29 protein-coding genes and 2 tRNA genes are annotated in these 26,665 nt (G+C 66.4%); 19 read left to right on the top strand and 12 right to left on the bottom strand.

The window, feature by feature from the left end; translation table 11 throughout:
- The first annotated feature begins 352 nt into the window (after window positions 1–352).
- Window positions 353–1,504 carry a Fic family protein gene (locus LuPra_RS25800; protein WP_110173425.1) on the top strand — a complete coding sequence of 384 codons (1,152 nt, stop codon included), beginning with the start codon at window positions 353–355 and terminating at the stop codon, window positions 1,502–1,504.
- A gap of 37 nt (window positions 1,505–1,541) precedes the next feature.
- Window positions 1,542–1,742 carry a type II toxin -antitoxin system TacA 1-like antitoxin gene (locus LuPra_RS25795; RefSeq protein WP_110173424.1) on the top strand — a complete coding sequence of 67 codons (201 nt, stop codon included), beginning with the start codon at window positions 1,542–1,544 and terminating at the stop codon, window positions 1,740–1,742.
- 80 nt (window positions 1,743–1,822) lie between these two features.
- Here the strand turns inward: LuPra_RS25795 and LuPra_RS25790 are convergent, their stop codons facing one another.
- The 3 genes from LuPra_RS25790 to LuPra_RS25780 form a co-directional block, all read right to left on the bottom strand.
- Window positions 1,823–2,047, bottom strand: a complete 225-nt coding sequence (locus tag LuPra_RS25790; protein ID WP_110173423.1) for a DUF433 domain-containing protein — start codon at window positions 2,045–2,047, stop codon at window positions 1,823–1,825.
- Between the two features lie 191 nt (window positions 2,048–2,238).
- A complete protein-coding gene (locus LuPra_RS25785) occupies window positions 2,239–2,592 on the bottom strand; it encodes a type II toxin-antitoxin system HicB family antitoxin (RefSeq protein ID WP_157899689.1) in 354 nt (117 codons plus the stop codon).
- The gene (locus tag LuPra_RS25780) at window positions 2,589–2,774 is read right to left on the bottom strand and encodes a type II toxin-antitoxin system HicA family toxin (RefSeq protein ID WP_110173421.1); all 186 of its coding nucleotides are present in this window, start codon (window positions 2,772–2,774) and stop codon (window positions 2,589–2,591) included. Before LuPra_RS25780 ends, LuPra_RS25785 begins: the two co-directional genes overlap by 4 nt.
- A 279-nt stretch (window positions 2,775–3,053) precedes the next feature.
- Here LuPra_RS25780 and LuPra_RS25775 point away from each other — a divergent pair, with 279 nt between their 5' ends.
- Window positions 3,054–4,262: an amidohydrolase family protein gene (locus LuPra_RS25775; protein ID WP_157899688.1), complete on the top strand. Its 1,209-nt coding sequence runs from the start codon at window positions 3,054–3,056 to the stop codon at window positions 4,260–4,262.
- Window positions 4,263–4,494: 232 nt separating this feature from the next.
- Here the strand turns inward: LuPra_RS25775 and LuPra_RS25770 are convergent.
- Window positions 4,495–4,570 (bottom strand) — tRNA-Lys (locus tag LuPra_RS25770).
- A gap of 324 nt (window positions 4,571–4,894) precedes the next feature.
- On the opposite strand from LuPra_RS25770, the gene LuPra_RS25765 reads away from it, so the two are divergent.
- Window positions 4,895–5,290: a YtxH domain-containing protein gene (locus LuPra_RS25765; RefSeq protein ID WP_110173419.1), complete on the top strand. Its 396-nt coding sequence runs from the start codon at window positions 4,895–4,897 to the stop codon at window positions 5,288–5,290.
- A gap of 217 nt (window positions 5,291–5,507) precedes the next feature.
- On the opposite strand, the gene LuPra_RS25760 is transcribed toward LuPra_RS25765, so the two are convergent.
- Entirely contained in the window at window positions 5,508–5,762 is a 255-nt protein-coding gene (locus tag LuPra_RS25760; protein WP_157899687.1) for a hypothetical protein, read from the bottom strand.
- 378 nt (window positions 5,763–6,140) lie between these two features.
- On the opposite strand from LuPra_RS25760, the gene LuPra_RS25755 reads away from it, so the two are divergent.
- Window positions 6,141–8,036, top strand: a complete 1,896-nt coding sequence (locus LuPra_RS25755) for a pyrroloquinoline quinone-dependent dehydrogenase (RefSeq protein ID WP_110173417.1) — start codon at window positions 6,141–6,143, stop codon at window positions 8,034–8,036.
- On the opposite strand, the gene LuPra_RS25750 is transcribed toward LuPra_RS25755, so the two are convergent.
- Complete coding sequence (locus LuPra_RS25750) at window positions 7,992–8,735, bottom strand: hypothetical protein (RefSeq protein WP_157899686.1); 744 nt, start codon at window positions 8,733–8,735, stop codon at window positions 7,992–7,994. The genes LuPra_RS25755 and LuPra_RS25750 overlap by 45 nt on opposite strands.
- Window positions 8,736–9,191: 456 nt before the next feature.
- Here LuPra_RS25750 and LuPra_RS25745 point away from each other — a divergent pair, with 456 nt between their 5' ends.
- From LuPra_RS25745 to LuPra_RS25710, 7 genes are all read left to right on the top strand, one after another.
- Window positions 9,192–12,473, top strand: coding sequence for a S41 family peptidase (locus tag LuPra_RS25745; RefSeq protein WP_110173415.1), 3,282 nt, complete (start codon window positions 9,192–9,194; stop codon window positions 12,471–12,473).
- An 81-nt stretch (window positions 12,474–12,554) separates the two neighbouring features.
- Window positions 12,555–12,938 (top strand): hypothetical protein, encoded by a 384-nt coding sequence (locus tag LuPra_RS25740; RefSeq protein WP_157899685.1) that lies wholly within the window; start codon window positions 12,555–12,557, stop codon window positions 12,936–12,938.
- A gap of 65 nt (window positions 12,939–13,003) precedes the next feature.
- The gene (locus LuPra_RS25735; RefSeq protein ID WP_110173413.1) at window positions 13,004–13,318 is read left to right on the top strand and encodes a hypothetical protein; all 315 of its coding nucleotides are present in this window, start codon (window positions 13,004–13,006) and stop codon (window positions 13,316–13,318) included.
- A gap of 50 nt (window positions 13,319–13,368) precedes the next feature.
- A tRNA-Arg gene (locus LuPra_RS25730) sits at window positions 13,369–13,445 on the top strand.
- A 1,460-nt stretch (window positions 13,446–14,905) separates the two neighbouring features.
- Window positions 14,906–16,528 (top strand): alpha/beta fold hydrolase, encoded by a 1,623-nt coding sequence (locus LuPra_RS25720; RefSeq protein ID WP_110173411.1) that lies wholly within the window; start codon window positions 14,906–14,908, stop codon window positions 16,526–16,528.
- Window positions 16,525–16,698 carry a hypothetical protein gene (locus LuPra_RS25715; RefSeq protein WP_157899684.1) on the top strand — a complete coding sequence of 58 codons (174 nt, stop codon included), beginning with the start codon at window positions 16,525–16,527 and terminating at the stop codon, window positions 16,696–16,698. Before LuPra_RS25720 ends, LuPra_RS25715 begins: the two co-directional genes overlap by 4 nt.
- 16 nt (window positions 16,699–16,714) lie before the next feature.
- Entirely contained in the window at window positions 16,715–18,697 is a 1,983-nt protein-coding gene (locus tag LuPra_RS25710; protein WP_234800553.1) for an AI-2E family transporter, read from the top strand.
- Between the two features lie 123 nt (window positions 18,698–18,820).
- Here LuPra_RS25710 and LuPra_RS25705 read toward each other — a convergent pair whose 3' ends face one another.
- Window positions 18,821–19,705, bottom strand: a complete 885-nt coding sequence (locus LuPra_RS25705) for a YihY/virulence factor BrkB family protein (protein ID WP_157899683.1) — start codon at window positions 19,703–19,705, stop codon at window positions 18,821–18,823.
- A gap of 369 nt (window positions 19,706–20,074) precedes the next feature.
- On the opposite strand from LuPra_RS25705, the gene LuPra_RS25700 reads away from it, so the two are divergent.
- A complete protein-coding gene (locus LuPra_RS25700) occupies window positions 20,075–20,326 on the top strand; it encodes a hypothetical protein (protein ID WP_110173407.1) in 252 nt (83 codons plus the stop codon).
- A 19-nt stretch (window positions 20,327–20,345) separates the two neighbouring features.
- Here LuPra_RS25700 and LuPra_RS25695 read toward each other — a convergent pair whose 3' ends face one another.
- Together LuPra_RS25695 and LuPra_RS34015 are read right to left on the bottom strand one after the other, a co-directional pair.
- The gene (locus LuPra_RS25695) at window positions 20,346–20,993 is read right to left on the bottom strand and encodes a hypothetical protein (protein WP_110173406.1); all 648 of its coding nucleotides are present in this window, start codon (window positions 20,991–20,993) and stop codon (window positions 20,346–20,348) included.
- Window positions 20,994–21,970: 977 nt separating this feature from the next.
- Complete coding sequence (locus LuPra_RS34015) at window positions 21,971–22,102, bottom strand: hypothetical protein (protein ID WP_257724475.1); 132 nt, start codon at window positions 22,100–22,102, stop codon at window positions 21,971–21,973.
- A gap of 446 nt (window positions 22,103–22,548) precedes the next feature.
- Here LuPra_RS34015 and LuPra_RS25675 point away from each other — a divergent pair, with 446 nt between their 5' ends.
- The 3 genes from LuPra_RS25675 (at window position 22,549) to LuPra_RS25670 (ending at window position 23,267) form a co-directional block, all read left to right on the top strand.
- Complete coding sequence (locus tag LuPra_RS25675; RefSeq protein WP_110173402.1) at window positions 22,549–22,743, top strand: hypothetical protein; 195 nt, start codon at window positions 22,549–22,551, stop codon at window positions 22,741–22,743.
- Window positions 22,744–22,793: 50 nt separating this feature from the next.
- The gene (locus LuPra_RS32325) at window positions 22,794–22,949 is read left to right on the top strand and encodes a hypothetical protein (protein WP_157899682.1); all 156 of its coding nucleotides are present in this window, start codon (window positions 22,794–22,796) and stop codon (window positions 22,947–22,949) included.
- A 63-nt stretch (window positions 22,950–23,012) separates the two neighbouring features.
- Window positions 23,013–23,267 carry a hypothetical protein gene (locus LuPra_RS25670; protein ID WP_110173401.1) on the top strand — a complete coding sequence of 85 codons (255 nt, stop codon included), beginning with the start codon at window positions 23,013–23,015 and terminating at the stop codon, window positions 23,265–23,267.
- Window positions 23,268–23,320: 53 nt separating this feature from the next.
- On the opposite strand, the gene LuPra_RS25665 is transcribed toward LuPra_RS25670, so the two are convergent.
- Together LuPra_RS25665 and LuPra_RS25660 are read right to left on the bottom strand one after the other, a co-directional pair.
- A complete protein-coding gene (locus LuPra_RS25665) occupies window positions 23,321–23,917 on the bottom strand; it encodes an ANTAR domain-containing protein (RefSeq protein ID WP_157899680.1) in 597 nt (198 codons plus the stop codon).
- A 40-nt stretch (window positions 23,918–23,957) separates the two neighbouring features.
- Complete coding sequence (locus tag LuPra_RS25660; RefSeq protein WP_110173399.1) at window positions 23,958–24,908, bottom strand: hypothetical protein; 951 nt, start codon at window positions 24,906–24,908, stop codon at window positions 23,958–23,960.
- A 102-nt stretch (window positions 24,909–25,010) separates the two neighbouring features.
- Between LuPra_RS25660 and LuPra_RS25655 the strand changes: the two genes are divergently transcribed.
- The 3 genes from LuPra_RS25655 to LuPra_RS32320 all read left to right on the top strand — a co-directional run bounded on the left by LuPra_RS25655 (window position 25,011) and on the right by LuPra_RS32320 (window position 26,342).
- A complete protein-coding gene (locus tag LuPra_RS25655) occupies window positions 25,011–25,679 on the top strand; it encodes a Crp/Fnr family transcriptional regulator (RefSeq protein WP_110173398.1) in 669 nt (222 codons plus the stop codon).
- Between the two features lie 130 nt (window positions 25,680–25,809).
- Window positions 25,810–26,013 carry a hypothetical protein gene (locus LuPra_RS25650; protein WP_157899679.1) on the top strand — a complete coding sequence of 68 codons (204 nt, stop codon included), beginning with the start codon at window positions 25,810–25,812 and terminating at the stop codon, window positions 26,011–26,013.
- A 185-nt stretch (window positions 26,014–26,198) separates the two neighbouring features.
- On the top strand, window positions 26,199–26,342 hold the full coding sequence (locus tag LuPra_RS32320; RefSeq protein ID WP_157899678.1) for a hypothetical protein: 144 nt from the start codon (window positions 26,199–26,201) through the stop codon (window positions 26,340–26,342).
- A gap of 76 nt (window positions 26,343–26,418) precedes the next feature.
- On the opposite strand, the gene LuPra_RS32315 is transcribed toward LuPra_RS32320, so the two are convergent.
- Window positions 26,419–26,589, bottom strand: coding sequence for a hypothetical protein (locus LuPra_RS32315; RefSeq protein ID WP_157899677.1), 171 nt, complete (start codon window positions 26,587–26,589; stop codon window positions 26,419–26,421).
- Window positions 26,590–26,665: the final 76 nt, after the last annotated feature.

Below are 26,665 nucleotides of genomic sequence, written 5' to 3'. Positions count from 1 at the left end.
CGACCGCAACGCGAGTCCGAAGGCCGGAGCGGAGCGGCTGATGCCTGCCCGGCGAAAATTCCCCGAGCTTCAGCGAGGGGAATTGAGCCGGGAAGGAATCGAACCGGATCCGGCCACTTCGCGCAACTGGTTGACGGCGTTGGGGTTCTGGCACGAAACCCTTGATAGCAAGTGAGTTGGCGAATCGACTTGAGTCGACAGGAATGGACCGCGATCGTCCCAAGTCGTCCCGATTTGTGGAGACATTGTGGACGAACTGACGGCTGGCCGTAATAAAGGCGCTTGCCTTGGTCTGCTCTCTAATTAAAAAAATGTTTCTTACTTAATTAACGGAGTCGTTGGACGATCAGCCGTGCCTCCTCGACCGTCAGGTCGCTTCGTCACCACGTCCGTCGCGGGTGGAAAGGTGCGGGCGTTCGTCCCTGACGCGCTGCCGCCCTCCCCATCCAGCCTCGACCTGGCCAGCCTGCTCGGCCCGCTGACGGGAGCTGAGCGTGCCCTTGGGCGGCTGGACGGCATCACCCTACTGCTGCCGAGCCAGGATCTCTTCCTCTACATGTATGCGCGCAAGGAGGCGGTGCTGTCCTCGCAGATCGAGGGCACGCAGTCGACGCTCGCCGACCTGTTGCGCTTCGAGACCGATGCCCAGGCGGGCACCCCATTCAACGACGTTCGCGAGGTGTCCAACTACGTCGAAGCGATGATGTACGGGCTGGATCGCCTCCCCGCACTGCCGCTCTCACTGCGGCTCATACGGGAGATGCACGCGCGATTGCTTCAGGGGGCACGTGGCAGTGCGCTCGATCCTGGCGAGTTCCGACGCAGTCAGAACTGGCTCGGCGGCACGCGGCCCGGGGACGCGCAGTTCGTGCCGCCGCCGGTGACCGAACTCGACCGCTGCCTCGGAGACCTCGAAGCCTTCATCCATGAGGACGCGTCGGGGCTGCCACCGCTGGTCAAGGCCGGCCTGCTGCACGTGCAGTTCGAGACCATTCATCCGTTCCTGGACGGCAATGGACGCATGGGCCGCCTCCTGGTCACGCTGTACCTGTGCGTGCACGGGGGGCTCACCTCGCCGCTGCTGTATCTGAGCCTCTACCTGAAGACGCATCGCGCCGAGTACTACCGCCTGCTGCAGGACGTGCGCGAACGTGGGGCCTGGCGGGAATGGCTCGCTTTCTTCCTGCTTGGGGTCGAGCAGACGGCCAGGCAGGCATTCACGGCGGCGACCCGGATTGTGCAACTGTTCGAGGAGGACCGCGCGCGAATCACGGCCGAGAGCGACCGCGCGGGCTCGGCGCTGCGCGTACACGCCGGGTTGCAGCGGCATCCGTTCAGCACGACGGCGCAACTCGTCGCGGCGAGCGGACTCTCCGAGCCGACGGTCAACGCGACGCTCGCTGACCTGATGAGCCTCGGGATGGTCGAGGAGGTGACGGGCCGCCGGCGTGGGCGCGTATTCGGGTACCGTCAGTACCTCGCCATCCTTGGCGAAGGGACGTAGCGTGACTACTCGTCGTGACTTGCGGAGCGAGCGTGACATGGACAAAAAGGCATCGCCAAGCCCCACTACGGCGTCGCACCGTGCACCCGAGCACGTCGCCGAATCGCTGCCGGATCGCACACGGTTCGAGATCGGAGCGAGGGACTGGGCGGAGTTCAAGGCTGCGCTTGATGGGCCGCCACGAGACCTGCCGCGCCTTGCGCAACTGCTGAACAAGCCCAGCGTCTTCGAGCAGTGATCCTTGCAGCACAAGCTATGGAAGATGCGGCCGACCGGGCGAGCCCTGGAGAACCAACGGCTGCTCCGTAGAACGCCACGTCACACTGCGGTAACCGGATGGGCCAGCCGGCGGCTGGCGAACCGGAGGCAAGCGGTGACGTCCTCGAACTCGAGGTCGGGCAACTCCTCGATGACCTGGGCGGCACTCAAGCCGGAGGCCAGCAGATCGAGCACGTCGATGACCCGCATTCGCAATCCCCGTACGCACGGGCGCCCGCCGCACTGGGCAGGGTCGACGGTGATGCGCTCAGCCAGCTTCGTCATGAAGGTCCGCTCAACGTATCACCCTCACACGGCCATGTGCGAGGCCTGCCTAGACGATGCAGCAGAGAGCGCCCGATCTCTCCTGGGCGTCGCCTGGGCGTGATGTAGAGACTCTCGAGTGAAACCGAGCACATGCGCGTCACGTCGACGGCCCGTGCGTACCACACGTGACACAGGTCGCCGTGTAGCAGTTAGGCCTTCTTGCGACCGGCGCTTGCGCCGACGAGTTTTCGCGGCCGTCCCCCGAGTCGACCATTCGCGCGCGATGCCCGCGCCTTGGCGGGGGTGCGCTTGGCACCCACCAGCGCGGCCACCCCGACGATCTCTACGCTGCCAGTGCCGGCGTTCGAGAAGCGAGCCACTCGTACACGTGCCTCTGGCCTGCTGGACGGGTGCTGCGCGAGGTACGCCTGGAGCACCGCACGGATCGCACGTTCGGCCTTGGCGTGCGTGTCGGCGGCCGCGTAGACGGGGAGCCCGGGTACGTACGCGCTGACGGCGCCATCCTCCTCGGTCTCGAGCACGATGGGATAGAGCATGGTCATTGAACACCCGCCTCGCGCAGGATGCGCGCGCCGAGTCGCCCGGCATCCTTCTTCGTGTGCACCGCCACCCACACTTCCTTGCCGGTGACGGGGTTCTGCAGCAGCCGATGGCTGCCTTTGCCGGACCTGACCTCGGCGAACCCAGCAGCCTTCAGCTTGCGGATCACCTCGGCCCAGGTCACCCGAGCAGTATAAACCTATCGGTAGGTTTACGGGGCATCCACGCCCAGGTTCGAATCCCACGCACCTTCTCCCGCCAGAACGTTCGCTCAGTTGATCTCGTCAATGGCACTGTGAAGCCAGCAGCTGGTGTGCGCAAAGCAGTCGCGCCTCGGTTGGCGCGACTGCTGATCGTCGTATCTCTGGCGATGGCGTGCGCCGACGTCGTCGCAGCCCAATCGACAGCGATTGCGGTCACGAATGTGACGCTCATCGCTGGCACGGAGGCGAGGCCGCGAGTCGTGACCGTCATCGTGGAAGGCCATCGCATTACTGCAATCGCTCGAAGCGGCCGGGAACGGATACCGACGGGGGCCACCATTGTCGACGGGCGCGGCAAGTACTTGATCCCCGGTATGTGGGATATGCACGTCCACATCGGTGGGTACGACGAAGGCACGAAGGTCCTGCCGCGACTGGTCGCATACGGCATCACTGGCGTACGGGATATGGCGTCGCCCGTCGACGACATTCTTCGTCTTCGACGCGACAGCGCCGCCGGAGCCTTGCTGGGTCCTGAGATTGTGGCAGCCGGGCCAATCTTGCAGCGTCCATTGCCGTTCAGAACGCCACCGCTCGTTCGAACGGTGACGGACGCCGACGCAAAGCACGTTGTTGATGACTTGCAGGCAAAGGGTGTCGATTTCATCAAGGTCGGGGACACGCTCACCCGCGACGCTTACTTCGGGGTCGCCAGCGAGGCGAAGCGCCTCGCTTTGCCGTTTGCCGGGCACCTGCCAGTGTCGGTGTCGGCCCTCGAAGCCACACAGGCTGGGCAGCGAAGCATCGAGCACTTTGGCAGCGCTGGCTTCCGAAACGTGCTGATCGGCTGTTCCTCGGCCGAAGCGGAGTTGACGTCTGAGGTTCGGGACGCACTCTCCAGCGCTCTTGCCGGCGGGCCATCTCCGGACGAGACACTGTACCGTTCAGGATTCCTGACCAGACTCGTGCAGACCTACGACCGGCGCAAGGCAGCCGCGTTGTTCAGCGCGTTCAAGAAGAACGGTACGTGGCAGGTCCCAACGTTTGGCGCGCTCCGCAGCGTCTGGGATTCGCGCCGTGCTCAGCTCGACCCCGACGACGCCGCGGCCACCGACAGCGCAGCGACGAAGGCGGCCGAGATGTTTGCCGACATGCGAAAGGCTGGAGTCAGGGTGCTGGCCGGAAGCGATCTGTCCAACGTGAGCGGAGCACCTCCCCTCCACGACGAGTTGGTAGCGTTGGTGCGCGCCGGCATGACGCCTCTGGAGGCGCTGCAGGCGTCAACCCGGAATGCCGCTGAATTCACCGGGCGCCTTGCTGACGAAGGCACGGCTGAAACGGGCAAGATGGCCAACTTGGTCCTGCTCGAGGCGGACCCGTTGGCAGACATCGCCAACACGCGCCGCGTGGTGGCCGTCGTTCTGGGCGGGCGGCTCATTTCTGGAGCGGAACTGCAGAGACTTCGTTGAACTCCCGCAACGGAGCCGCGCCCCCGAGCGTGAGGAAGGTTCCGGTCGTCCGCATGCGTCAAAAATGCGCATGCACTCGCCAACTGTTTCCGCGGTGCTCGATGCGGCGATTGGACTCCTCGAATGCGTCCCGCATTTGCGAGGCGCCCCGTGAAGACATTGTGGAGACGCTGGCACGCGCCTTCACAAGTGGCTGATGAATTCCGGGCGAATCACCCGAACGACATGAGGGTGGTGAGCCGGGAAGGAATCGAACCTTCAACCCGCAGATTAAGAGTCTGCTGCTCTGCCAATTGAGCTACCGGCCCACTCTGCGCTCGCCAGGCGGCGAGACGCGACCCCGAAAGATACCACAGCCGGCACACCCCGCCAACCGACTCAGGCTCGCAGGCGCCCACGACCGAGTGTCTCCTGCGCGGACACATGGGAAGCCTCGACACACCGCCCGTCCATGCCTGCACGGGCCTCGACCCGCACGGCCGCGGTTTCTGGCCACTTTGTGTCGACACGATCGTGCAATCGCCAGCCGGGGACGCTGGCAACGAGATTGCTCCAGCCAGGACTGTCTCGAATCGTGTGGACAGCTCGCCGCCGCGTCGGGCTGCCCGCATCACCTCAGGGAGTGACGAGCCATGACCAGCCACTACGACTACCGCTACGCAGACACCGAGGACAACTCCGGCCACTCGACGCCGGCCTGGGTGGTCGGCCTCATTGCCGGCGCCGCTCTCGGCGGCGGCCTCGCGCTGTTGTTCGCCCCACGCCAGGGCACCTACACCCGGAACCAGCTCGCCGAGCGAGGGCAGCAGGCCGGTCGCCAGCTTCGGCAGGCCTACGACAGCGTCGCCGGCACTGCCCGTCGTAACGCGCGCCGGCTCACCGAGCAGGCGCAGGATTGGCGCCGGTCGCGCCTGGACGACTTCGTGTCGACCGCAAGCGACCCAATGCCAGCTGGCGAGCACCACTCCGCCGATTCGTCACGGGTGATGTCGCCCGCACCATCGGAGCCGCGCTCGCCGTTCGCCTAGCGAAGCGGATCTGCAGCACGCCCCGGCCATCACGATCGGCGGCGTCTTTCCGTCGGCTGGAGGCGTAACGATGGCTCAAGGAACGTCGGGCTGGGGCAGCCCGACGCTACCCCCCGCCGCATCTGCAGCGGGGTTTGTCCGTCGACCAACGCCGACGGCTACACCGACGGATGTGGGCGTCGAGCTTGCTCGACGCTCACCTTTCGACGCTCGCCTCCTACGTCCGGCGAGGACGTGGCGCGCGATCGGGAATGATGTCGCCGCGCGCCATCTCGTAGATGTTCTTCGCAGCGCCGACGACGGGCGTGGCATCGAGGGCGGTGTCGGCCACGCCGCGTGCAAAGCCCTTGCGACGGATGGCGGCGCGCAACGCGAAGACGGCGATCACTGCACCGAGCACGGGAATCGACCGGGAGAGACGCCGCGCCAGTCTCGCGCTCCCGTACTGGGCCACTTGTCGCGTGATGCTCATGCTGTCCATGATGCGACGACCATGCCAGGACCCGAACGGTGTTTCGGCCTTCGGCCCTGGACCTTCGACGGCCACCCGTCGTTGGCTGGGAGCGGAGTTGCGTCGGGCTCGGACATCCCGACGCTACGCAACGCCGCATCTGTCCGTCGCCCTGACTTGTCCGCCGTAGCCTTGGCGAAGGTGGAAGGTCGACGGCCACACCACAGGAAACAGGGCTACACCACAGGAAATAAGACAGGACGTGAACCCGCCGGGTGTAGGCGTCGAGCTTGCTCGACGCTGGCATGTTCAGCGTTCGGCGTTCCGCGTTCGACGGTCGTCCCGCGGTCCGGGGCCTGGCACAAGCCGGCAGGCCCCGGACCGTGATACATACCTCTCGTGCGCGCCATCCTCTTGCACTCCTTTGTCGCCGCCGCGTCCGTCGCGGCGGTGACCGTGACCGTCTCCTCGCAGGCGCCACCCGCGGCGCACGAGAGCGCCCGTTATTCGCCGCTCGCAGACGTGACGCGGAGCAACGTCACCGCCCTCGCACCGGCGTGGACGTTCCACACCGGCGACTTCAGCGGCGGACAGGGACCGCAGCCGAAGGGCAGCGTGCCCGGCGTGCAGACGCGGCCCATCGTCTCGCACGGATCGCTCTACGTCACCACCCCCTCGAGCATCGTCATCGCGATCGACGCCGAGACCGGCAAGGAGCAGTGGCGCCACGACCCGCACGCGCGCAAGGGCAAGCGATGCTACGACGCGCATCGCGGGGCGTCGATCTGGCCAGCGGTCGATCACGAACGCGCGACCACGCGCACGATCTTCTCCGGCACATGTGACGGCCGGCTGATCGCGGTCGACGCGGCCACCGGGCGTCCTCGGCACGAGTTCGGTACTGCCGGCGCCATCGATCTGCGCGCGGGTGTCGACGCGCGTGAAGGCGAAGACTATTCGGTGACGTCCGCGCCGGCCATCTTCCGCGACCTGGTCATCACCGGTGCCCTGGTGCCCGAAGAAGTGCCGCGCGGGCCCGCGGGCGACATCCGCGCCTTCGACGTGCGTACGGGCAGGGAAGTCTGGCGCTTCCACACGGTGCCGCGCCCCGGCGAGTACGGCCACGAGACCTGGCCACGCGACGGGTGGCAGCGGCGCACGGGCGCCAACGTGTGGTCCTCGATGACGGTGGATCACGAGCGCGGTCTCGTGTTCCTGCCGATCGGCTCGGCGTCCTACGACTTCTACGGCGGCGATCGCAAGGGGCGCAACCTCTTCGCGAATTCGCTCGTCGCGCTCGATGCGGCCACCGGCACGCGTCGCTGGCACCAGCAACTCGTGCACCACGACGTCTGGGATTACGACCCGCCGTCACAGCCGATCCTGGCCGACATCCCACGCAATGGCAGCGTCGTGCCGGTCGTCATCCAGCTCACCAAGACAGGCCTCGTGTTCGTGTTCGAGCGAGTCACCGGGCTGCCGGTGTTCGGCCTCGAGGAACGCGCCGTGCCGCGCAGCGAGGTGCCGGGCGAGGAGACGTCGCCGACGCAGCCGTTCCCGATCGCGCCCGCACCGCTCGTGCGCACGCAACCCGTGACCAAGGGCGAGTTGAACCAGGTGACTGCGCAGTCGCGCGAGGAATGCGAGCGGCTGTTCGCGCGTGTCACGAGCGGCGGCCTGTACACACCGCCGGGGCTGACGCTGACGCTGCTGTTTCCAGGCACGATGGGCGGCGCCACGTGGTCCGGCGGTGCCGTTGATCCGGCATCGTCGCTGCTGATCGTGAACACCAACGAGGTCGGCGCGATCGGGCAGATGGTGTCAGCGCCAGAGGGGAGCCCACTCCCCTACGTGCGCGGCGGCGGCGGCAGCCTCGGCGCCTACGGCCGGTTCTGGGACAGTCAGCAGCTACCCTGTCAGGCTCCGCCGTGGGGCCGCCTCAATGCGATTGACCTGCGGACCGGCAAGATCGCGTGGCAGGTGCCGCTCGGCAACGTCCCGGTGCTCGAAGCGCAGGGGATCACCGGAACGGGGTCGCTGAATCTCGGCGGCCCCGTCGTGACCGCCGGCGGGCTGGTATTCATCGGCGGTGCGACCGACAGCCGCATCCGCGCGTTCGACCTTGCGACGGGACAGGAAGTGTGGCGCGCGGACCTGCCGGCCAGCGGGCACGCGGCCCCGGTCGTCTATCGCGGCGCGAAGAGTGGACGTCAGTACGTGGCGATTGCCGCCGGGGGCGGCGGCAAGTTCTCACGGACTATTTCGGATGCTGTCGTCGCCTTTGCCCTGCGATAGCGTGGCGGACTTTCGCGGCCAGCGCTCCCCCAGATCGCGGGTCGTGCGATGCCACGGCCAGCGGCCGCCGGCGACGTTGGCCATGGCGCGGTTGGGCGTCATGAACGAGCGATAGATCGCGCGCAACGGCTCGTTGTTCGTGTGCCGCTCCAGCCACCTGACGAGGTGCTGGTCGATGGCGTCCTCGGCGACGATCATCGCCAACCCGCCGACCGGCGTCATCACGTAATCGGTCCAGCCCGTGGTCTCCGGCCGCAGGCCGACGTTGCCGATCGATGCCTCGCTGTACGGCCCGATCTCGAACTGCGTGCTGTAGACGGCGCTCCAGGCGAGCGCGCGCCCGCGACTGGTCCAGTACCGCCGAGATCGCCCGAGCGTCTGCCGCTCGGCGCCAGCCTCGTTCTGCAGCCACACCCAACCCGAGGTTGCGCCCTGCGAGGGATGCCCGAGGTAGTTGATGACCCAGCCGTCGCCGTCGCCCCACGTGTGCGGCATGCGGACCGAACTTCCGTAGTCCTTGAGGAACGGTCCGCCGAGTTCGCCGCGCGTCTTCGACGACAGGCTCACGCGAAACGCGTGCTGCAGCGACAGGAGCCGGACCGAGTCGGAGACCGCCGCCATGACGCCCCCGTGTGTGTCGGCGGCCTGCCAGAACCGCGTGTCGTCAGGCCTGACCCGCTCACGGGATGGCTGGGACACCTCGAGACGGTCTGTCGACGAATCGACAAGCGTGCCCGACGCCTCCTGCCCGTGAACCTCCCCCGAAGCCACGATGCAGGATGCGACGAGCACGCCCAGCCACGCGACAGTCCTGCCTTGTGATGACCCTGCCATCCCGGGCCTAAGAGTCCGTCATGAACCACAGGCTGTACAGCTAGACCATGGGCGGTTGCGGAACCATCACCCGATAGGAGGTGCCGTTCCGGCGACACGTGCGTCGGCGGACCGCCTCTCGTTCCTGGCGCCCGTCAGGCCTGTTGCCTGGCCGCGTCGAGGCGCCGTCGTTGCGTCACTTCCCGCCAGTCGCCAGCTTTGCTGAGGGAAACACGAAAACTTGCCTATTGGCAGAGCTCCAAAGCTGAGGCATGATCATCCGACAAGCTCATGCGAGAGATCGCTGTGTCCGACCTTGCAATGTCCTGATGCGCAGGCGTCATGTTTCGCACCAGCCTCTGCTTCCTCGCCGTTTGGTCCACCCTGCTTGCAGGTGATGTCCGCGCGGACGAGCCGGGTTCAGGACCCGGTTACTTCCGGTACCCCACACTCTCGGACAACGGCATCGTCTTCACGGCCGCGGGCGATCTCTGGCGCGTGGGCATCCGTGGTGGCGAAGCGACGCGCCTGACGACGAAGGCCGGTGAGGAGAGTCACGCGGCGGTGTCGCCCGACGGCACGCAGGTGGCGTTCTCGGCGACGTTCGACGGCCCCACCGAGGTCTACGTCCAGCGCCTCATCGACGGCGCCCTGCCCGTGCGCCTGACATACGAGATCGACGGCGCCATCGTCGTCGGCTGGACGACCGACGGCGCGGTGCTCTACACCACACGCCGGCATGGCGATCTGCCGGGCGTGCACCTGGCGCGTGTCGACCCGGTGACGCGCGACACGACGGTGCTGCCGCTGTCGCTGGCCAGCGACGGTCGGTACGACGACGAGGGTGTGCTGTACGTGACGCGCTTCGCATTCCAGGGCAGCTTCACGAAGCGATACCAGGGTGGCGGCGCGCAGTCGATCTGGCGGTTCCGCCCAGGCGCGACAGAGGCCGAGCCGCTGACGGCGAACTTCGCCGGCACGAGCCGGTCGCCGATGCCGTGGCGTGGCCGCATCTACTTCCAGAGCGATCGCGACGGCACGATGAACGTGTGGTCGATGCTCCCGGATGGCCGGGACCTCAGGCAGCACACGCACCACGTCGACTTCGACGTCCAGGGCGCATCGCTGCGCGGCGGGCGCATCGTCTATCAGCTTGCGGCGGACCTCCGTGTGCTGGACGTGACCAATGGCGAGGACGTACTGGTGCCGATCCGTCTGACGTCCATGCTGACGCAAGGCAAGGAGCGCGGGGTGCCTGCCCCCGCAGAGTGGATCTCGTCGGCGCACCTGTCGCCCACGGGCGATCGCCTGGCCCTGACGGCACGGGGGCAGGTCTTCGTCGCACCGGTGAAGAAGGGGCCTGTGTCGCTTGCCGCACGAGAGCCAGGCGTGCGCTACCGCGACGCGCGCTTCCTTTCCGACGGACACACGCTCGTGGCGCTGGCCGATCGCACCGGTGAATTCGAGTTCTGGACGTTCCCTGCAGACGCGAGCCGGCCGCCGATTGCCGTGTCGACGGGCGCCACCGTGACCCGCCGGGATGGCGTGCCGTCGCCGGACGGCCGCTTTGTGGCCCACCAGGATCAGGACCAGCGTCTCTGGGTGCACGACGTCGTCACTGGCGAGGGCAGGATCGTCGCGACCAGCGAGACGACGGCCTTTCGCGATCTTCGCTGGTCGGCTGACGGCCAGTGGCTCGCGTACGTGCAGACGGGCGCCAATGCGCTCGCCCGCATCTGGTTGTACGGCGTCAGGGACGGCAAGGCGCGGCCAGTCACCACCGACCGCTTCGACAGCTACAGCCCGACGTGGAGTCCAGACGGCGCATGGCTCTACTTCCTCTCCGACCGCACGTTCGACAGCCTCGTGGCCTCGCCGTGGGGCGCGCGACAGCCGGAGCCGTTCTTCGATCGGCAGACCCGTGTCTATCAGCTGGCACTCAAGCACGGCGCCCGATCGCGCTTCGCGACCAAGGACGAACGCACCACACCCGCGCGCGATCCGCTGGACATCGGTGCGGGCGCTGACGGCATTGCGGTGCCAGGCCCCGGGGCCATCGACTTCGACGGTCTGGCCGCCCGCGTCAGCGACGTGCCGCTCGTCCCCGGCAACTACTCGAGCCTCGACACGGATGGCCAGCGGCTGTACTTCCTCTCGTGGGACGCCAGCGCTCCGGGGCGGAAGGCGTTGCGCATGATGCCGATCGGCGACTCGCGTGGGCTGGAGACGCTGGCCGGCAGCGTCGATCGCTACGAGGTGTCGCTCGACGGCTCGACCCTGTTGCTGGTACGCGGCGACGACCTGCTGGTACTGCCAGCCGACGGCACGATGCCACACGACGTCTCGCGCACGAAGGTCGTGTTCGGTGACTGGACGCTCACGGTACAGCCACGTGACGAGTGGCGACAGATCTTCGTCGATGCCTGGCGGCAGCAGCGTGACGGGTTCTACGACCGCGGCATGCACGGCGTCGACTGGGTGGCGATGCGGGCGCGATACGAGCCCCTGATCGCGCGTGTCACCGACCGCGCCGAGCTCGGCGATCTCGTCGCGCAGATGGTGGGCGAACTCTCGGCGCTGCACATGTACGTGCACGGCGGTGACGTTGCCAAAGGCGACGAGGCCTTGCTCGGATCCCTGGGCGCCACGCTCGTGCGCGACGAGCATCGCGGCGGTTATCGCGTCACGCGCGTGTTCATCGGCGATCCCGATCTGCCCGGCGAGCGCAGCCCGCTGGCTGCACCACATGCCGACGTGCGCGAGGGGGACGTCATCACCGCGGTGGACGGCGTAAGCAGTCTGGTTCCGGATCACATCCAGCTGCTGCTGCGCGATGCCCTGGACAAGGACGTCCGCCTGCGCGTCGTCGCTGGGGACTCAGGCACGGTGCGCGACGTGGTGGTGCGGCCGATCTCGTCCCGCCGCGCCGCGGAACTCCGATACCGCTCCTGGGAAATCGAGCGCCGCCGCCGCGTCGACGAGGCGGCGGCCGGCACGATCGGCTACCTGCACCTGCGGGCGATGAACGCCGCAGACATGGCGGAGTGGCAGCGCGCCTTCTACCCGGTGCAGGGCCGGCAGGGCCTGATCATCGACCTGCGTCGCAACACCGGCGGCAACATCGACAGCTGGCTGCTCAGCCGACTGCTGCGGCAGGCCTGGTTCTACTGGCAGCCGCGCACAGGACACCCGACGCCGAACATGCCCTCCGCCTACCGCGGGCACATCGCGGTGCTGGTGGATCAGGAAACGGCGTCGGACGGCGAGGCGTTTGCCGAAGGGGTGCGTCGCCTCGGGCTTGGTGTCGTGATTGGCACGCGCACATGGGGTGGGGAGATCTGGGGATCGGTCGGCGGCGCCCTCGTCGATCGCGGCACCGCGACGGTGCCCGATACCGGCGTCTTCAGCGCCCAGGGCGAGTGGATGATCGAGGGACATGGCGTCGATCCTGACGTCGTCGTGGAGAACCTCCCAGCGGCGACGTTCCGCGGCGAGGATGCGCAACTGGCGGCCGCCGTGGCCTACCTCGAGCAGCGCATCCGCGAAGCGCCGGTGCCGACGGTGAAGACGCCCCGCTATCCCGACAAGCGCGCGCCGATCGTCACCAGCACTGCCGCACGTTGACGATCGCGTCTGTGTGGAGCTGCACGCACCCTGGCGCGTGCGCAAACTGCTGACGTCAGTGCCGAGCGTACAATCCCGCCCATGCCAGCTCGGGTGCGCGTCATCACCGGCCTCATCGGTTCAGTGCTCATGCTGTTGAGCAGCATTCCGCACACCGTGCTGGGATGGCCGGCCCAACGTCAGGTCTTGCTGCAGTCCCACGTGTCGGCAGACACCATTCTCGGCCTGTCGGTGGGCTGGTACTTCGGCGGCATGGCCATAGCCGTGTTCGGATTGATTGCGGTCGTATCGTTCGTGCAGGTCATGCGCGGTCATGCGCCGCACATGCGCGCGACGACGATCATCGGCTTCGCCTACACGGGCTTCGGGTTGTGGGCGTGGTTGGTCACCCGTGACGGCTTCGCGCTGGTGTTCATCGTTCCAGGCCTTCTGGTGCTGACGGGATCCACCGCAGCGCAGCGGTGATCGCAGCCCTTCCGTGGTGCGAGATCGATCCTTGCAGGAACCTGCAGGCAAGGAGAGTGAACACCATGGCTGATCTTTGGGACGATCACGACAGTTACTGGCGGAACACCTACAGCACGCGGCCATACGCCACGGGCCGCGCGTACGACGAGCTCCGTGGCGGCTATCGCTACGGCTACGAATCGGCGAACCGGTACAAGGGTCGGGGTTGGGAGGACGTGGAGTCCGATCTGTCGCGTGACTGGGACACATACGCATACCGCGGTAAGAGCACGTGGGAGAACGTGAAGGACGCGGTGCGTGATGCGTGGAACCGGATGACCGGCGAGACCGAGCATGCGACGGTACGGTCGGGCGACTCGCGGCGCTCGACATACTGACCACTTTCGCCGAGCCCCGTTCGCGCGTGCTACGATGGCGCCTTTCATGTGCGCCTGTAGCTCAGTTGGATAGAGCGTCGGCCTTCGAAGCCGCAGGTCGGGGGTTCGAATCCCTCCGGGCGCACCATGTAAGTCGCTCAATCTAAACAATTTAATGCTCCTGGCCCGCCCCGGCATGAACGGCCTGGGCGGGTTCGGGGGTGCATTAGGGGTGCGGGGACGGAGACCGAACCTCTGGTTGCCTCGTTGTTTTGTGTTGCGTGCTGACGTGGGCGTGCACCAGTCCTCAAGATCACGGCGGCGATACACGACCCGCCTGGCGCCCAGCCTTCACGAACTGTGGCGCATCAGACACACCATTCGGACGGGCTTGCCGGGAGCCCAGTCGTAGGCGCCCTCCACTTCCTCGTACGTGAGGATCCTGAAGCCCTCGAAGATGCGGAGGAGCTCGTTGGAGTCGAACCCCTAAGGTTATTGCCTCAAGGCGGCGACCGGGATGGCGAGTAGCGGAGGATGATTCACATGCCGACCGCGTGTCGCCCGCAGCCGTCCACAGAACGCTGACAACGCATCAGTCCGGCTGTACATGTCGAGGATCCTGATCGCACACCCAGCCAGGATGGCGGGGCGGCTGCAACACGAGTTCGCCGTCGTGGTGCGTAGCGGTGGGCTCATTGCGTCCATATCGTTCAGGAAGGACGTCTTCGTAATAACGCATCGTTCCGCGGCAGCCGATCGCCGTGCATGGTTTCTTGTCATTGTTGTCAGGCATGTCACTGCACTCTCGTGTCAGGCGCTCAACGCGACGAACGCCTTCTGGTCACGACATTCGCATTGTTCCATGCTGGTGGAGGATCAATCGCCAATCTGAACCTCGCCGTGCGCGCCTTCTTGACCCACGCCCGGCTCATGCCCAGGTACTGCGCCGCTGCTTCGCTGAGGGTGAAGTGACGTGAGGATCTGATCTAGGGCGCTCCAGCATGTGGACGGACGATGCCCCGCTCGACAGTACTGGGTCAGTTTGGGGGCGTCAAGAGGCCGGTCACTTGTGGTCTCCCGGCGGGACTGCCCGCGTGAAGCCTCCACCAGTGCGCAGCTTACTTTTCAGAAGCCCGAACCGTTCCATGGCGAGCTTTGCCTCGCGCTCACGCGCCGCTGTGCCGTCGGTGCTGGCACTCAGGTCGCCAGCATGGTCGGGCAGCTGAACAGGCTGTCTTTCCGACTCCATGTTCTTCTGCTGGCCCCGTTGCGTGTCCTGGGGCTTGGACGCGGGATTCCTTGGGTCCGCAGTGCGCTCTTCCCTGGCTTCAGGCTCGCCGGTATGACCCTTTCCAGCGGCGCTCAAGGGCTGACCTGCATCTTGCGTGTCGGGCGTCGATTGGTCAGGCATTGCCAGTCCTCTTCGATTAATCGATTTCGGTGCAGGTGTAGCGAATGCCGAATCCGCCCCGAGTCATGTGGTACCCACCGACTCGCAGGCAGCACGTCTGATGCCGATGCCCACAAGGGGGCGGCCGGAGATCACACTACACTGACCCACAGTCTGGCCGACGGAACCCACTGGGGCCGGCGATGAGTCAACGGTAGGTGCCGGTCAGCGACCTACCAGGGGGCCAGTTGAAGCAGACGCGTGTTCGTCACGTCGTGGTCGCCATCTGCGCTGCGCTCTCGCTGGCGCCCAGCAGCTTCGCCCAGGTACCGCCATTGTGGGGCGCGCTTCAGCCAGGTCCCGAGCGCGTTGGTTTTACCACCGTCTTCCGGTTCGACCCCGAAAGGACGTGGGCGAGGACCTACGACGCGGCAGGCGTGTTCGTTCCGGATTCGAACGGCCGGCCGGTGCAGGTCAGCGTGTGGTATCCAGCCCAGGCGACCGGCCCCTGTGCGGGAATGTCGTTCGGTGGGGCCGTCGACGTCGACGTGGTCGTTCCGCCGCCGCTCACCGACTTCGCGAGCGCGATGCGCCTGAGGAACCGTGAAGACGCACACTCGGCGGTCCCGGCCGAGCGCTTCAGTGAACTGCTCTCCTCGCCGCTGCACTCGTGCGCTGGTGCGCCTCCCTCCGGAGGCGACGCGCCGCTCGTCCTCTACGCGGGCGGCCTCAACGCATCGGTCATCTCGAATATCGTGCTGGCCGAGTTCCTCGCGTCGCATGGATTCGCGGTGGCCAGCGTCTCGCTGGTCGGCGCGGGCGACGCGCAGGTGACGCAATCACGGTCGGCGATTGACCTCGAGGCGACCGTGCGCGACCTGGAATTTGCGTCGACCGTGGTGCGTCAGCTGGGCCTGGCCCGCGGCACGCGGGTGGCGGTCGTGGGCCACAGCCTCGGCGCGGTCGCCGCGATGATCTTTGCGGCCCGCCACGGCAACACGCGGGCGGCCATCGGCCTCGATGGCACCTACGGATTCGAGGGGGCTGGGAGCCTGCTGACCACGGGCTTCGGGTACGACCCGACACGGATGCGGGCAGCCGTCCTGGACATTCGGCGGGCCGAGGGAGAACAAGAGGCGCGGCTCGACATGGCGTCCGTACGCGCAATGAAATACGCTCGACGGGATCTCGTGGCCATCGGCGCCATGCACCACAGCGATTTCACGTCGTTCGCCATGGTGGCCGACCGGTTCCTGACACCCATCGACCCGAAGTACGCGGGCACGCGCTGGGATCGCCGGACCGGACGTGACGGACACGAAACCACCGCCCGGCTGATTCTCGCGCTGCTCTTCGAGACATTGAAGGCGGACCCGTTGGCGAGGGGGCGCTTCGAGGCCTTGGCGCGTAAGCACGAGTCGGTGCGCTGGGCAGCACTCGTCGCGTCGCCGCTGCCGCCGTCGCCCGAGGAGACGAGTCGTCTCTTGACGACCGAGGGTCTCGAGCGAGTCAAGGCGAGGTTCCGCGCCGCCTGCGCAGACGATGCCCCGGCCGGCTGTGTCGACGCAGCGCGCTTCAACTCGTTCGGATACGCGCTGCTTGGGAAGCACCAAGTCCGCGAGGCCATCGCCGTTCTCGAGCTCGTCGCCTGGGCGCATCCCGGACTTGCCAATGCGCAGGACAGCCTGGCCGACGCGTACCTCGCCGCGGGCGATCGGGAGCGCGCGCGCCGTTCGCTGCAGCGCGCGATTGAATTGGCGCCCACAGACGCCAGCCTCGGACCCGCAGACCGTGAACGGTCCATCTCCGAGTGGACCGCGCGAATCAGGGCATGGCCATGACCGCAGCACTCCCACTCCTGCCCCTCGGGGTGGAGATGCTCCTCGAGGGGTACGTGAACCCGCTTGGCGTGGGACAGGTCGAGGCCGTTCGGACGCTCGGCTGCTCGTTGAACCGCCTGAACTCTCCATCAAACACGTCGCGTGCCTTCAGTGCGCTGTCGGCGGCCTGAGCGTTGCAGGACATTCATGCTTATGACGGAACAAGAGCAACTGGCGGGCTACGACGATCATGGGGACGACCGGATTCCGGAGCTGCAGGCGCTCGCGTCGCCGCCCAGCGTTCCCGCCGCGTCTTCGCCGGAGCTCAGGACTCTGGTCGCGGTCGTCGTGGGGGCGGTCGTCGTTGCGGCGCTCTACGTCGCGCAAGACGTCCTCATCCCGATGACGTTGGCCGTCCTCCTGTCCTTCGTCCTCTCTCCGCTGGTCGATCTTCTTCGGCGGATCGGATTGTGGCGGGCGCCCGCCGTCGCGCTGAGTGTGCTTGTCGCGTTGGGGGCCATCGGTTTGATTGGCACGCTGCTCGGGAGTCAGGCCACGACGTTGGCGGCCGATGTCCCGCACTATGTCGAGGCCGTCCAGAACAAGCTGGAGAGTATCCAGGCTGTCGCTACCACACGCCTCGAATCCATCACGCGAATCCTGAACCGAGGCAGGACTGCCACCACTCCGCCGATCGTTCCCGCTGTCCGTCCGCGACGGAACAACACCGGACCGCCGGCTCTTCCTGGCGGCACGCAGCAACAACCGCTCGTCGTCGAACTTGCCGCGCGGAACTCCTCGGTGCTCGCGGTGGCTCGGGCCGTCATCGAGCCGCTCCTCGGACCGCTCGAAACCACGGCCATTGTGCTGATCGTTGCGGTGTTCATTCTGATGCAGCGCGAGGACCTGCGCGACAGGTTCATACGCCTCGTTGGCTCCAGGGATCTGCATCGGACGACAATCGCGATGGACGATGCTGGTAAACGCCTCAGCCGATACTTCGTGTCCCAACTGGCGGTGAATGCCTGCTTCGGTGTGGTGATCGGCGTGGGACTCTGGCTGATCGGTGTACCGTTCGCAGTGCTCTGGGGCGTGCTGGCAGGTCTGCTCCGATTCGCTCCATACGTCGGGCCACTGCTGGCGGCGGTTGCCCCGCTGACGCTGGCGGCAGCCGTTGACCCGAGTTGGTGGACCACCATCTACGTGGCGCTGTTGTTCGTGATCATCGAACCCCTCACGGGGTATGTGGTCGAGCCACTGCTCTACGGCCACTCCACTGGACTGTCTCCCATGTCCGTGATTGTCGCCGCCGTTTTTTGGACGTGGATTTGGGGCCCGGTCGGCCTCATCCTCTCCACGCCTCTGACGCTCTGCCTCGTCGTCATGGGGCGGCATGTGAAGTCGCTGGAGTTCTTTGACGTACTGCTCGGCGACAGACCGGCCCTGTCAGAAGTGAACCGTTTCTACCAGCGCACGCTCGCAGACGATTCGGACGAGGCGCTCGATCAGGCGGAGAAGATGCTCGCGGATCGGCCTCTTGTCGACTACTACGACAGCGTGGTCGTGCCGGGGCTGAAGCTCGCCGCGGCCGACGAGGCACGCGGGACGATCAGCCGCCAGCGCGCCGCCGAAATGACTCGCTCCATACTCGCCGTCATCGGAGACCTCGCAGAGCATGTCGATGCCAAACACACGGGAACCTCGAAACCGGAGCAGCTCCTGCAGGGAACGTCCACCGGGCTCGTCGCGTGTGTGGCAGGTCGCGGCCCGTTCGACGATGTCGTGACGGCGATGCTGGCACAGCTGTTGGTCCAGCGAGGTGTGGACTCGCGTACAGTCCTCCACGCAGCCGTCTCGCGTGACACGATCGCGCAGCTGGATCTCTCCGCCGTCAAGGTGATCGCCGTCTCCTATCTGGAATTGGCTGGAGCGCCGGCGCACTTGCGGTACCTGATCCGCCGACTTCGGCGCCGCGCGCCTCACGCGGCCATCATTGCTGGTCTATGGCCCACAGGCGAAGCGGTGCTGAACGAACCGCAGGCGCAGAAGGCGCTCGGAGGCGATCGGTACGTCGCCTCCATTCGTGAGGCGATCGACGCGACGTTGGCGGCGCTAAGCGATCTACCGCCATCGCAAGAGGTGATCCCTCGAATCAGCGCCGCTGAAGCCGCATTGAGTCCAGGCAGATAGACTGGCGATCCTCACAGTGGCACGGCGTGGCGAGCGCATTGTCGGCGTTGTTCGCCGCGCGACTGCGAACGGGCGTACCTGTCATCGACGAGATGGATCACGCATGGCGCAAGACAGTTGGCGCTAGCGGGTGCCACGGTCTTTTTCTGCGAAGGACTGTGGGGCCGGTTTCGTACCGCTGTGCTCAGCGTATACGCGGGTGAACTCGGCGCCGAGCAGCAGGATCTGGCACGAGTAGTACACCCACAGCAGGAGAATCATCACCGATCCTGCTGCACCGTAGCTGGAGGACATGCTGCTCTGGCCCAGGTATAGGCCGATGAGCTGTTGACCGATCGTAAAGAGCACGGCCGTCGCGAGCGCGCCGGTCATCACATCGCGCCAGCGGAGACGTACATCCGGCAGGAAGCGGAAGAGGAGCGCGAACAGCGCCGTCGTCACAAGGAGCGACACGAACATGCTGACGCCACTCCACAGCAGCGGGATGCTGGGGGCGTAGCGGGCGAGCCAGCCGTTCAGGGCGGCAATTGCGGCCGTCACCGCGAGAGACACCATCAACAGAAAGCCGACCGCCACCACCAACCCGAACGAGCGCACGCGATCCAGCAGGAATGCTCTGAGATTGGTCCCCGGCTTGGACGTTACGCGCCAGATCGTGTTCAGCGCACTCTGAAGTTCGAGGAACGCTCCCGTGGCAGCGACGACGAAGGCGACGCCGCCGAAGGCGGTGGCGAGGATGCCAGTTCGGCGTTGGCTGGCGCCCTCGAGAAGACTCTGTACGGCGCGTGCACCCTCGGGTCCGGTGAGGTAATCGAGCTGTCCGACGATTTCCCCGCGGACGGCCTCGGCGCCGAACACCATGCCTGCGATGGCCGTCGCGACCAGCAGGATTGGCGCGATCGCGAACAGCGTGTAATAGGCGAGTGACGCGCCGAGACGGAGTGCGTCATCATCCCACCAAGCCTGGAGTGCCGTTTGGAACATTCGCAGGATGGTAGTAGCGCGCATGAACACTCACTCTCCGGACCCTGCTGACGGGCGGGATCATGCCTCGGCAACGCATGTTGGGCGATTCTGACTTGCCATGTTGTTGGCGCTCAGGCTTCGTCGAGCGATCGGAGCGCGGGGATGTCGCCGTATCGTCACCCGCCGGTGCGAACCATGCCAACCCCCATTCTATTCCTGCCCATTCGGGCGACTGCGCGAACGCCTGCATTGCTTCGCCTCGGCGGCGCAGTCGTAATCGTTGGGGCACTCGCGAGGAAACCATCATGCTCGAGTGCGATAGCCACAACCGTCCGAGACGCATCGAGGTGAGCGAGCGAGACTGTGCTGGAGAGAACACCGTCCGCGCGTTGCGTGCCCTAGACTGGGACCATGTCCAACGAGAAGAATTCCGGTGCATTGTCGAACATGCACGTGGGAGACGTCCTGGTCGCCCATCCCAGCGCGGTGCGCGAACACGAGATCAGCATCGTCCCCGAGAAGCCGCACGCCATGGCCGCGACACATCGCGAGGCGATTGAGCAGGCCGCAGTGGAAGCGGAGGCCCTCGCCGTCGATGGGTGGCTGACCGAGGACCAGATCCATGTGGTCAAGTTCGCAGCGCATCGCCCAAACGGTGAGTAGCCCTTCGTCGACGAGGCGCTCAAGTGGGGCGCCAGCGTCCGAGCTCGACGCAGCCGGAGACGTGCAGGAAGACGTAGGCCGTGAGCGGACGGTCGAATGTCAGTCGAAACGACGTCACGGCGCCCTTGGACTGCCGCGGCGTGTGCGCCGTGGCGACAGGAAGGCGCTGCCATCCCGCTGCGATAAGAGGCGGCACGATGCGGGCACGGCGTGGAGTCAGGTCGGGCGGCACCATGGTGGAGACTGCCAGCGTGGTGCTGTTCGGGGCCAGCACCTCGACAGTCCTATCGTCGATCGACCGCCGCAGCGGAACGCCGCCCTCATTCGTCGCTGGGATGAGCTTCCAGACCTCCCGCCCTCTCGCGTCGAAGCTCAGGCTGTAGCCGCAGCTGGACTGCCCAATCTGAACGACGGCCATGTCCGCCTGCACACCAGCCAGGAGAACCTCGAGCCTGGCCCCCGCTGCTCGCTGCGCCACGCGGTCCCCGGAGCGCACCATCGCGGGGGCCACGGTCTGGTAGAGAACGACGAGGCTCAGGATGACGAGCCCGGCGACGCAACGGCCCGCCCGGCGGAAGCCCGCCGGCTTCCAGGCGTACAGAAGCACGGCGACGCCCGCCAGCGGCAGGTAGAGCTGGCGGAAGGTCGGAAAGTTCAGGACGCTCACCGTCGCCCGCGTCAGCAGCGACGGCGCGAGCGTAGCCGCGAAGGCAAGTAGCGCGATCGTGCGGGCTTGTGAAGGTGTCCGCAGCCGCAGGGTGCAAACCGACCAGCGCCACGATGGCTGCCGTCGTGACCGGGTCAGGGAGGTGGCGCCGCAGCAGGCCGTACCCCAGGACGAGGTTCAGCAGGTGTACGAGCAGCGAGACCGTCTTGAGGCCGATCGGGTTGCTCCCGAAGAGCCGATACTCGATTGTCATCAGTCCGCTCGGCACGACGCGAACGTACCGTCGTTGCAGCGTCTCGAACCCCTCGTACCAGACGGTCTCGCCACCCTCGCCCTTCACCAGGTCGACGGTGTAGGCGAACAGGACCTCGCGCACTTTCGACGACGCGAGATTGTGGAGAACGTAGTCGTCGTCGCCGGTGAGCGGGCCGCCGACGAACCGACCGAGCGAGAGGGCGACGACGAGAACGACCCCGAGAAGCCAGGGATCGAAGGGACGTTTCAGCGGGGGCGTGCAGGGCCACCGTGAGCGAGTCGGCGACCACGCGCGGCTACCTGATCGTCAGAGCGACCGCAAGTGCCAGCGCGATGAGTGCGCCAATCGACAGCGTGACGAGCCGAACACGGTATCGGACGCCGGCCTCATGTGCGTAGCCCTTCGCGAGCCAGCGCTGCCAACGTGCATCTCTCTTTATACCGGACAGCGAGGGCCGACCCAATGAACTTTCCATGCGATCCATGGTCGACCAGTTGCCCAGCGCCGTCTGTCTCGCATTGCACACGGCAGACATGCTGGTTGAACGCTCGTCCATGTCGCACAGAATGCGAAGGCTCGGAGGAGGAGCGTGCTGCACCTCCCGCCGACGTACTCCCGCCGGACTTCAGCCAGCGTCTCACGCACGCCGGCGCGCGCCCCTGCTACGGCTGGGCGTTCTAGTCGGCGTGTCGCCGCGACCAGTGTCCTGTACGGCGCGCCATCACCAGCGTCGTCCGATCTCGCCGGTCATACGAAAGATCAATGCAATCGGCAGGGCGAGCAGCATGATGACGGCCGGAACGGCGAACACGACGAGCAGCAACAGCAACCCATCCGCGAGGAACTCGAGCACCCTCCATTGGGTGCTCGGTGCCGTGGGAGATTCCGCACCCACTACCGCGAGCCTGCCGGACGTTCCCGCACCGAGCGCTCTGACGTGGCGGGCCACACGAACGTGAGCCGTCGCCGGTGTCATGCCCGGCGGATTTGGCACCTGGGCTCCGGAAGGGGACCGTACCGCGGCTGGATATAGCTGCATGTAGCCAGATTACGGCCGTACCGCCGTGACGCCTGTTCACAATTGCACTCCCTGCGGCGGAGCCGTGCAGACCCGGCGCTTGCCGGGCGCCAGGTCAGGCAGCCACTCGGACCGGAATGGCTGGCGTGACAACGACACGCCGTGCTGCGCTGACATGCATTGGTCGCGTTCGTGCTTGAACGCGTCGCGTACGCGCGGGGCGACGCAGGTCGTGGCTGAGATCAAGCGTCCTCGAGAGAACGACGAAAGGAGGCCGCGGCATGTCAGACTCATTGGACACGGTGCAGTCTCAGCGGGGCGAACATGCTTGTGTGAAGGCCGATGGCCTGGGAGGAACGCGTATGGGAGACAAGGGTGGCAAGAAAGACAAGGACAAGATGAAGCAGCAGCACGTAAAGAAGCAGAAGCAAGAGGCACAGAAAAGAGATGACAAGGCCCGGCCCAAGACCCCGTAGGAGCACCCCGCAGGGCGCCCATCATGTGACGAGGGGATGGGTGGCGAATCATGAGACGAGCAACCGTCCGATTGTGGCGATGGGAACAGTGGATGGCGAAGGGCGTCGCGCACGATGCTGACGTACGCCATCGCGCGAAGGTGCTCGCTGTTCTGCTGGTTTCGACCGTCGCCGACGTGCTCGCACTGATCCTCGGTCTCAATTGATCGCGCACTCCCGCGCGAGCTGCGTCTCACGGCCCATTCCATGCGAAGCCACGAGGGACCTACGTGATCGCACGTGACCCGTCTCGCATATGGTCCAATGCGGCCGTGGACCCGCTGGACGAGCACCTCTGGTCGCTGACGAGGAACCGTAGCACCGCGACCTGCTGGCAGCGTCTGGACGCCGCCGGGCTCGAACTGCGTGTGGACGTCGATGGCCATGTGCACCACCGCCGGATCGTCACGAGTCGGCCGAACGCCTTGGCGGACAGCCTCCGCTGGCGGAAGCTGATGGTGGCACGGGGGTGGGCGCGCGACTGACGGGCCTCGTGCACGGAGGCGACGTGGGCCGGCGCCGATCGCAGGAGCCAGTCTCAACCGTGAGTCGCGCCCACGGAGTCTTGGTGGGCGGCGCTCACGGCACGCATCAGGTCGCCGAGACTGAACGGCGTGGCGAGCATTCTCACCATGGACGCGCTGGGGCCCAGCACGGCGGTGGCGTGCGCCAGGTGGGGTGTGGTGACCACCACGCCGATGTCCGCCAGCGTGCCTGACCCCAGCGCGCGGAGGAGGGGAGCGCCCTGGTCGTGCGGCGCTGATCCGATTTGCCAGATGACGACGTCGGGGCGCGAGGCGACGAGTTGTGCACGCAGGAACTCGGGCGCGTCAGACTCGCAGTCGAGCGGGACGGTTCGGCATCCCAGGCCGTATAAGGTCGCCGCCAACAACCGTCTCCGGTCAGGCGATGCATCGTAGACGGCGATGCTCAGGGTGTGGTTGGCCCCCGCTCCGCCGGATTCCTGCCGACTGCGCTGACTACCGAGGGGGCTCACTCCCGGCCGTTGCTGCCCGCGGGGCACGCTGCGGGTGTGGGCAGACGCGGGCACGTGGGCGGGGACCAGTGGCAGGTCCTTGAACGATTCCAAATCGCGTTGCAGCATCGCGTCATCATCGGCCACGGCCGACGTCACGTCAGTTCTGTATTGCACATGGCGCTTGCCGGCGCGGGATTTATGACTCGTCCGGCGGATCGCCCGGCCACCAGGCCATCGGTTCTTGGCCTACCGCGGCCTGAGCGAGGTGAGAGCCCTTTACCTTCAGCCAGAGGCGCGTGCCCCCCACTCGGGCATCAGTCACTGACACCTGGGGCGGCTGAAATCCTGGCGGCAGCGATGCCGTGATCCTGGGTCGGTGTTCGGCGGGCTCGCGCGCGACCAGTACCTGGAGCAGAGCGCCGACCCGTGCACCGGTGGGGTCGTGGTCGCCGCACTCTTCCAGTCGCCACCCTTCGCCCGTGACCGTGACGACCACGTACGCTGCCGCTCGTGCGCCTTCCTCCACCACGAGGAAATGCACCTGGCGTGTCTCCGCCGGCAACACCGCCGCGAGTAGACGGCGTCGGGCGATCGCAAAGTCGAGTAACTCGGCGGTCCGTACGAGGCGGAAGTCCGACGTACCGAGCGGCCGGATCGACGCCAGGTGGACAAGGTCGCCGCGTTCTCCGCAGCGAACCGGCACCATGGGTGCGCCACGGCGATCGGACTCGGTCACCTGCAGCGTGACGTCTCTGATGGTCAGTGGCGTGAAGCTGTCCTGCCGTGGCCAAAGTGGCTGACTGCTGGACACCAGCACCGCATCGAATCCAGACGCCCCTGCATTGTCGATAACGTGCGCGACGAGGTCCGTGGCGTGGCGGCTGGCACCGAGTGGGGTTTCCCGAACGTTTCCGAGTCCGCGGCAGCGTATCGGGCGTCCGTGGAGGACCGCCTCCAGGTCGAAGCAATCGGCGCTCGCCAGGACGCGACCTGCGCTATCGAGCAGCCCGACGCACCGACGGTGGGTCTGTGCCCAGGGCAGTTTCGCCACGGCCCGGCGGTACCTGACCGTCGCCTGGTGATCGAGGTCCGACGCGCCACGTGCCTCCGCAACAAATGTGCTGGCCAACGCGGTCAGGGTATACATGGCCGCAGTATGCGGGTCGAGCGGCCGTGCGATCCGACCGATTGGCAGGGATGGAACCCCGCGGCTGGGTTGGGCGCCGCACGCGTGGGATGATGGTTCGACATGCCGCCCAAGTCACTCCCGGCCCGTCCGCCGCCGGCCTTCGACGTTCAGGCGTTCCTCGCATCGGCGAGGGTGTCTCCGCGCACCGTGCGATTTGCGAGTGGCGCCGTCGTCTTCGCCCAGGGGGCACAGGCGAACAGTGTGTTTTTCGTCAAGGAGGGCGGGATCAAGCTCTCGGTCCTCTCCACGGCCGGCAAGGAGGCCGTCGTGGCCATGCTCGGCCCGGGTGATTTCCTGGGCGAGGGCTGCCTTGCCGGGCAGCCGTTGCGCATGGGTATGGCGACGGCCGTCATGCGGACGGCGCTCTTGCGCATCCTGAAGCGCGACATGGTCCGGATGCTGCACGACCATCCCGCATTCTCCGACCGATTCCTGTCGCACATGCTGACGCGCAACATCCGTATCGAAGAGGACCTGGTCGATCAGCTCTTCAATTCCAGCGAGAAGCGGCTCGCCCGCACATTGCTGCTCCTGGCTCGGTACGGGAAGGAGGACGCGACACAGCGCGTCCTCCCGAAACTGTCACAGGAGACGCTCGCGGAAATGGTGGGCACGACGCGCTCACGGGTGAACTTCTTCATGAACAAGTTCCGCAAGCTCGGGTTGATCGAGTACAACGGCGGGCTCAAGGTGAACAATGCGCTCCTGAGCATCGTCCTGCACGACTGATCGCTCGCTCGCCTCGAGTCCACGACGGGCACCCGGCAGATGTCCAGCGGGATGACGCCCCTGGCGATGGCCGCCGATACTGTCCAATACGGAACAGCCCCAGCCCTCGCGCATCGATACAGTGACGAGCATGCAACTCGAACACATGAAGGCAGGGCTCGCCCTCGGGTGGGTGCTCACGTGCGGTGTCATGGCCGTGTCGCTCAACGTGAGCTCGGCAAGCAGCTGGATCCTCCTGATGGGGTTGGGCGTGCTGCCCCCGCTCATGCTCTCGCGGTTGTGGCATGCACCTGCACAGACCACGTCCGAAAGCATCCGCGAGATGCTCAAGTAATTGCCGAATCCGATTCGTGACTTGTACGAACTGATTTCCGCGCTCGATCGTCGCGTCCCACAGGTCGCGCGCAGTGGAGAGTCCTCGATTGCGCGCGCCGCAGAGACCCTCAGGGCCGAGGCGACGCAGCGAATTACGGATTTCGAGCCGGGCAATCGCGGGCGAGTGCCTGCGGCACCACAACCATGATGCTCACCATCGCAGTTCTCGTCGCAGCCGGCGCGCTGATGCTCCACAAGGCGCGTGTGGCCGGGCGCGTCAATACAGCCGATCCTGGGTGGATGAGCGCGCAGTGGCTCGCCGAACACCGCGCCTCGCATCTCTCGTAGCATCGGCACCGCAAGGCTGATGCATCAACAGAGGTCGGCGCGCTCGTCGGTCACCGAATCAGGGCTTGTCGGGTGTTCACGGACGGAAGGCGGCCTTGTTTGTCGTGCGGATCTTGTCGCGAGCAAGATCGGCGTCCGCGATCTCTTTCTGTCGCTGTTCCAACTCCAGGCGCGGCGCGTCGATCACATCCAGCCGTCGTGCTTCCCGGATCGCACTCCGCGCGCGCGTACTCGAGGCCTTGGACATCAGGACCAGCTGCAACTCGGCCGGGTACGCGCCCAACTGCAGGTGTTGTCGATGGTGTTGGCTGCTCGGTGCGAAG

Source organism: Luteitalea pratensis (assembly GCF_001618865.1).
In the GTDB taxonomy this organism is placed as follows: Bacteria; Acidobacteriota; Vicinamibacteria; order Vicinamibacterales; family Vicinamibacteraceae; genus Luteitalea; species Luteitalea pratensis.
Note: the sequence above shows the minus strand (reverse complement) of the source record. Positions and strands in the feature narration are given on the sequence as shown.

Coding starts and splice junctions, on each gene's coding strand:
- LuPra_RS25790 (WP_110173423.1), bottom strand. CDS start 2,047: ATGACGAAGCTGGCTGAGCGCATCACCGTCGACCCTGCCCAGTGCGGC.
- LuPra_RS25735 (WP_110173413.1), top strand. CDS start 13,004: ATGGCTGATCTTTGGGACGATCACGACAGTTACTGGCGGAACACCTAC.
- LuPra_RS32315 (WP_157899677.1), bottom strand. CDS start 26,589: ATGTCCAAGGCCTCGAGTACGCGCGCGCGGAGTGCGATCCGGGAAGCA.
- LuPra_RS25650 (WP_157899679.1), top strand. CDS start 25,810: ATGCAACTCGAACACATGAAGGCAGGGCTCGCCCTCGGGTGGGTGCTC.
- LuPra_RS25710 (WP_234800553.1), top strand. CDS start 16,715: ATGCTTATGACGGAACAAGAGCAACTGGCGGGCTACGACGATCATGGG.
- LuPra_RS32320 (WP_157899678.1), top strand. CDS start 26,199: ATGATGCTCACCATCGCAGTTCTCGTCGCAGCCGGCGCGCTGATGCTC.
- LuPra_RS25705 (WP_157899683.1), bottom strand. CDS start 19,705: ATGCGCGCTACTACCATCCTGCGAATGTTCCAAACGGCACTCCAGGCT.
- LuPra_RS25740 (WP_157899685.1), top strand. CDS start 12,555: ATGCCAGCTCGGGTGCGCGTCATCACCGGCCTCATCGGTTCAGTGCTC.
- LuPra_RS25785 (WP_157899689.1), bottom strand. CDS start 2,592: ATGACCATGCTCTATCCCATCGTGCTCGAGACCGAGGAGGATGGCGCC.
- LuPra_RS25760 (WP_157899687.1), bottom strand. CDS start 5,762: ATGAGCATCACGCGACAAGTGGCCCAGTACGGGAGCGCGAGACTGGCG.
- LuPra_RS32325 (WP_157899682.1), top strand. CDS start 22,794: ATGAGACGAGCAACCGTCCGATTGTGGCGATGGGAACAGTGGATGGCG.
- LuPra_RS25675 (WP_110173402.1), top strand. CDS start 22,549: ATGTCAGACTCATTGGACACGGTGCAGTCTCAGCGGGGCGAACATGCT.
- LuPra_RS25660 (WP_110173399.1), bottom strand. CDS start 24,908: ATGTATACCCTGACCGCGTTGGCCAGCACATTTGTTGCGGAGGCACGT.
- LuPra_RS25700 (WP_110173407.1), top strand. CDS start 20,075: ATGTCCAACGAGAAGAATTCCGGTGCATTGTCGAACATGCACGTGGGA.
- LuPra_RS25715 (WP_157899684.1), top strand. CDS start 16,525: ATGACCGCAGCACTCCCACTCCTGCCCCTCGGGGTGGAGATGCTCCTC.
- LuPra_RS25765 (WP_110173419.1), top strand. CDS start 4,895: ATGACCAGCCACTACGACTACCGCTACGCAGACACCGAGGACAACTCC.
- LuPra_RS25655 (WP_110173398.1), top strand. CDS start 25,011: ATGCCGCCCAAGTCACTCCCGGCCCGTCCGCCGCCGGCCTTCGACGTT.
- LuPra_RS25795 (WP_110173424.1), top strand. CDS start 1,542: ATGGACAAAAAGGCATCGCCAAGCCCCACTACGGCGTCGCACCGTGCA.
- LuPra_RS25745 (WP_110173415.1), top strand. CDS start 9,192: ATGTTTCGCACCAGCCTCTGCTTCCTCGCCGTTTGGTCCACCCTGCTT.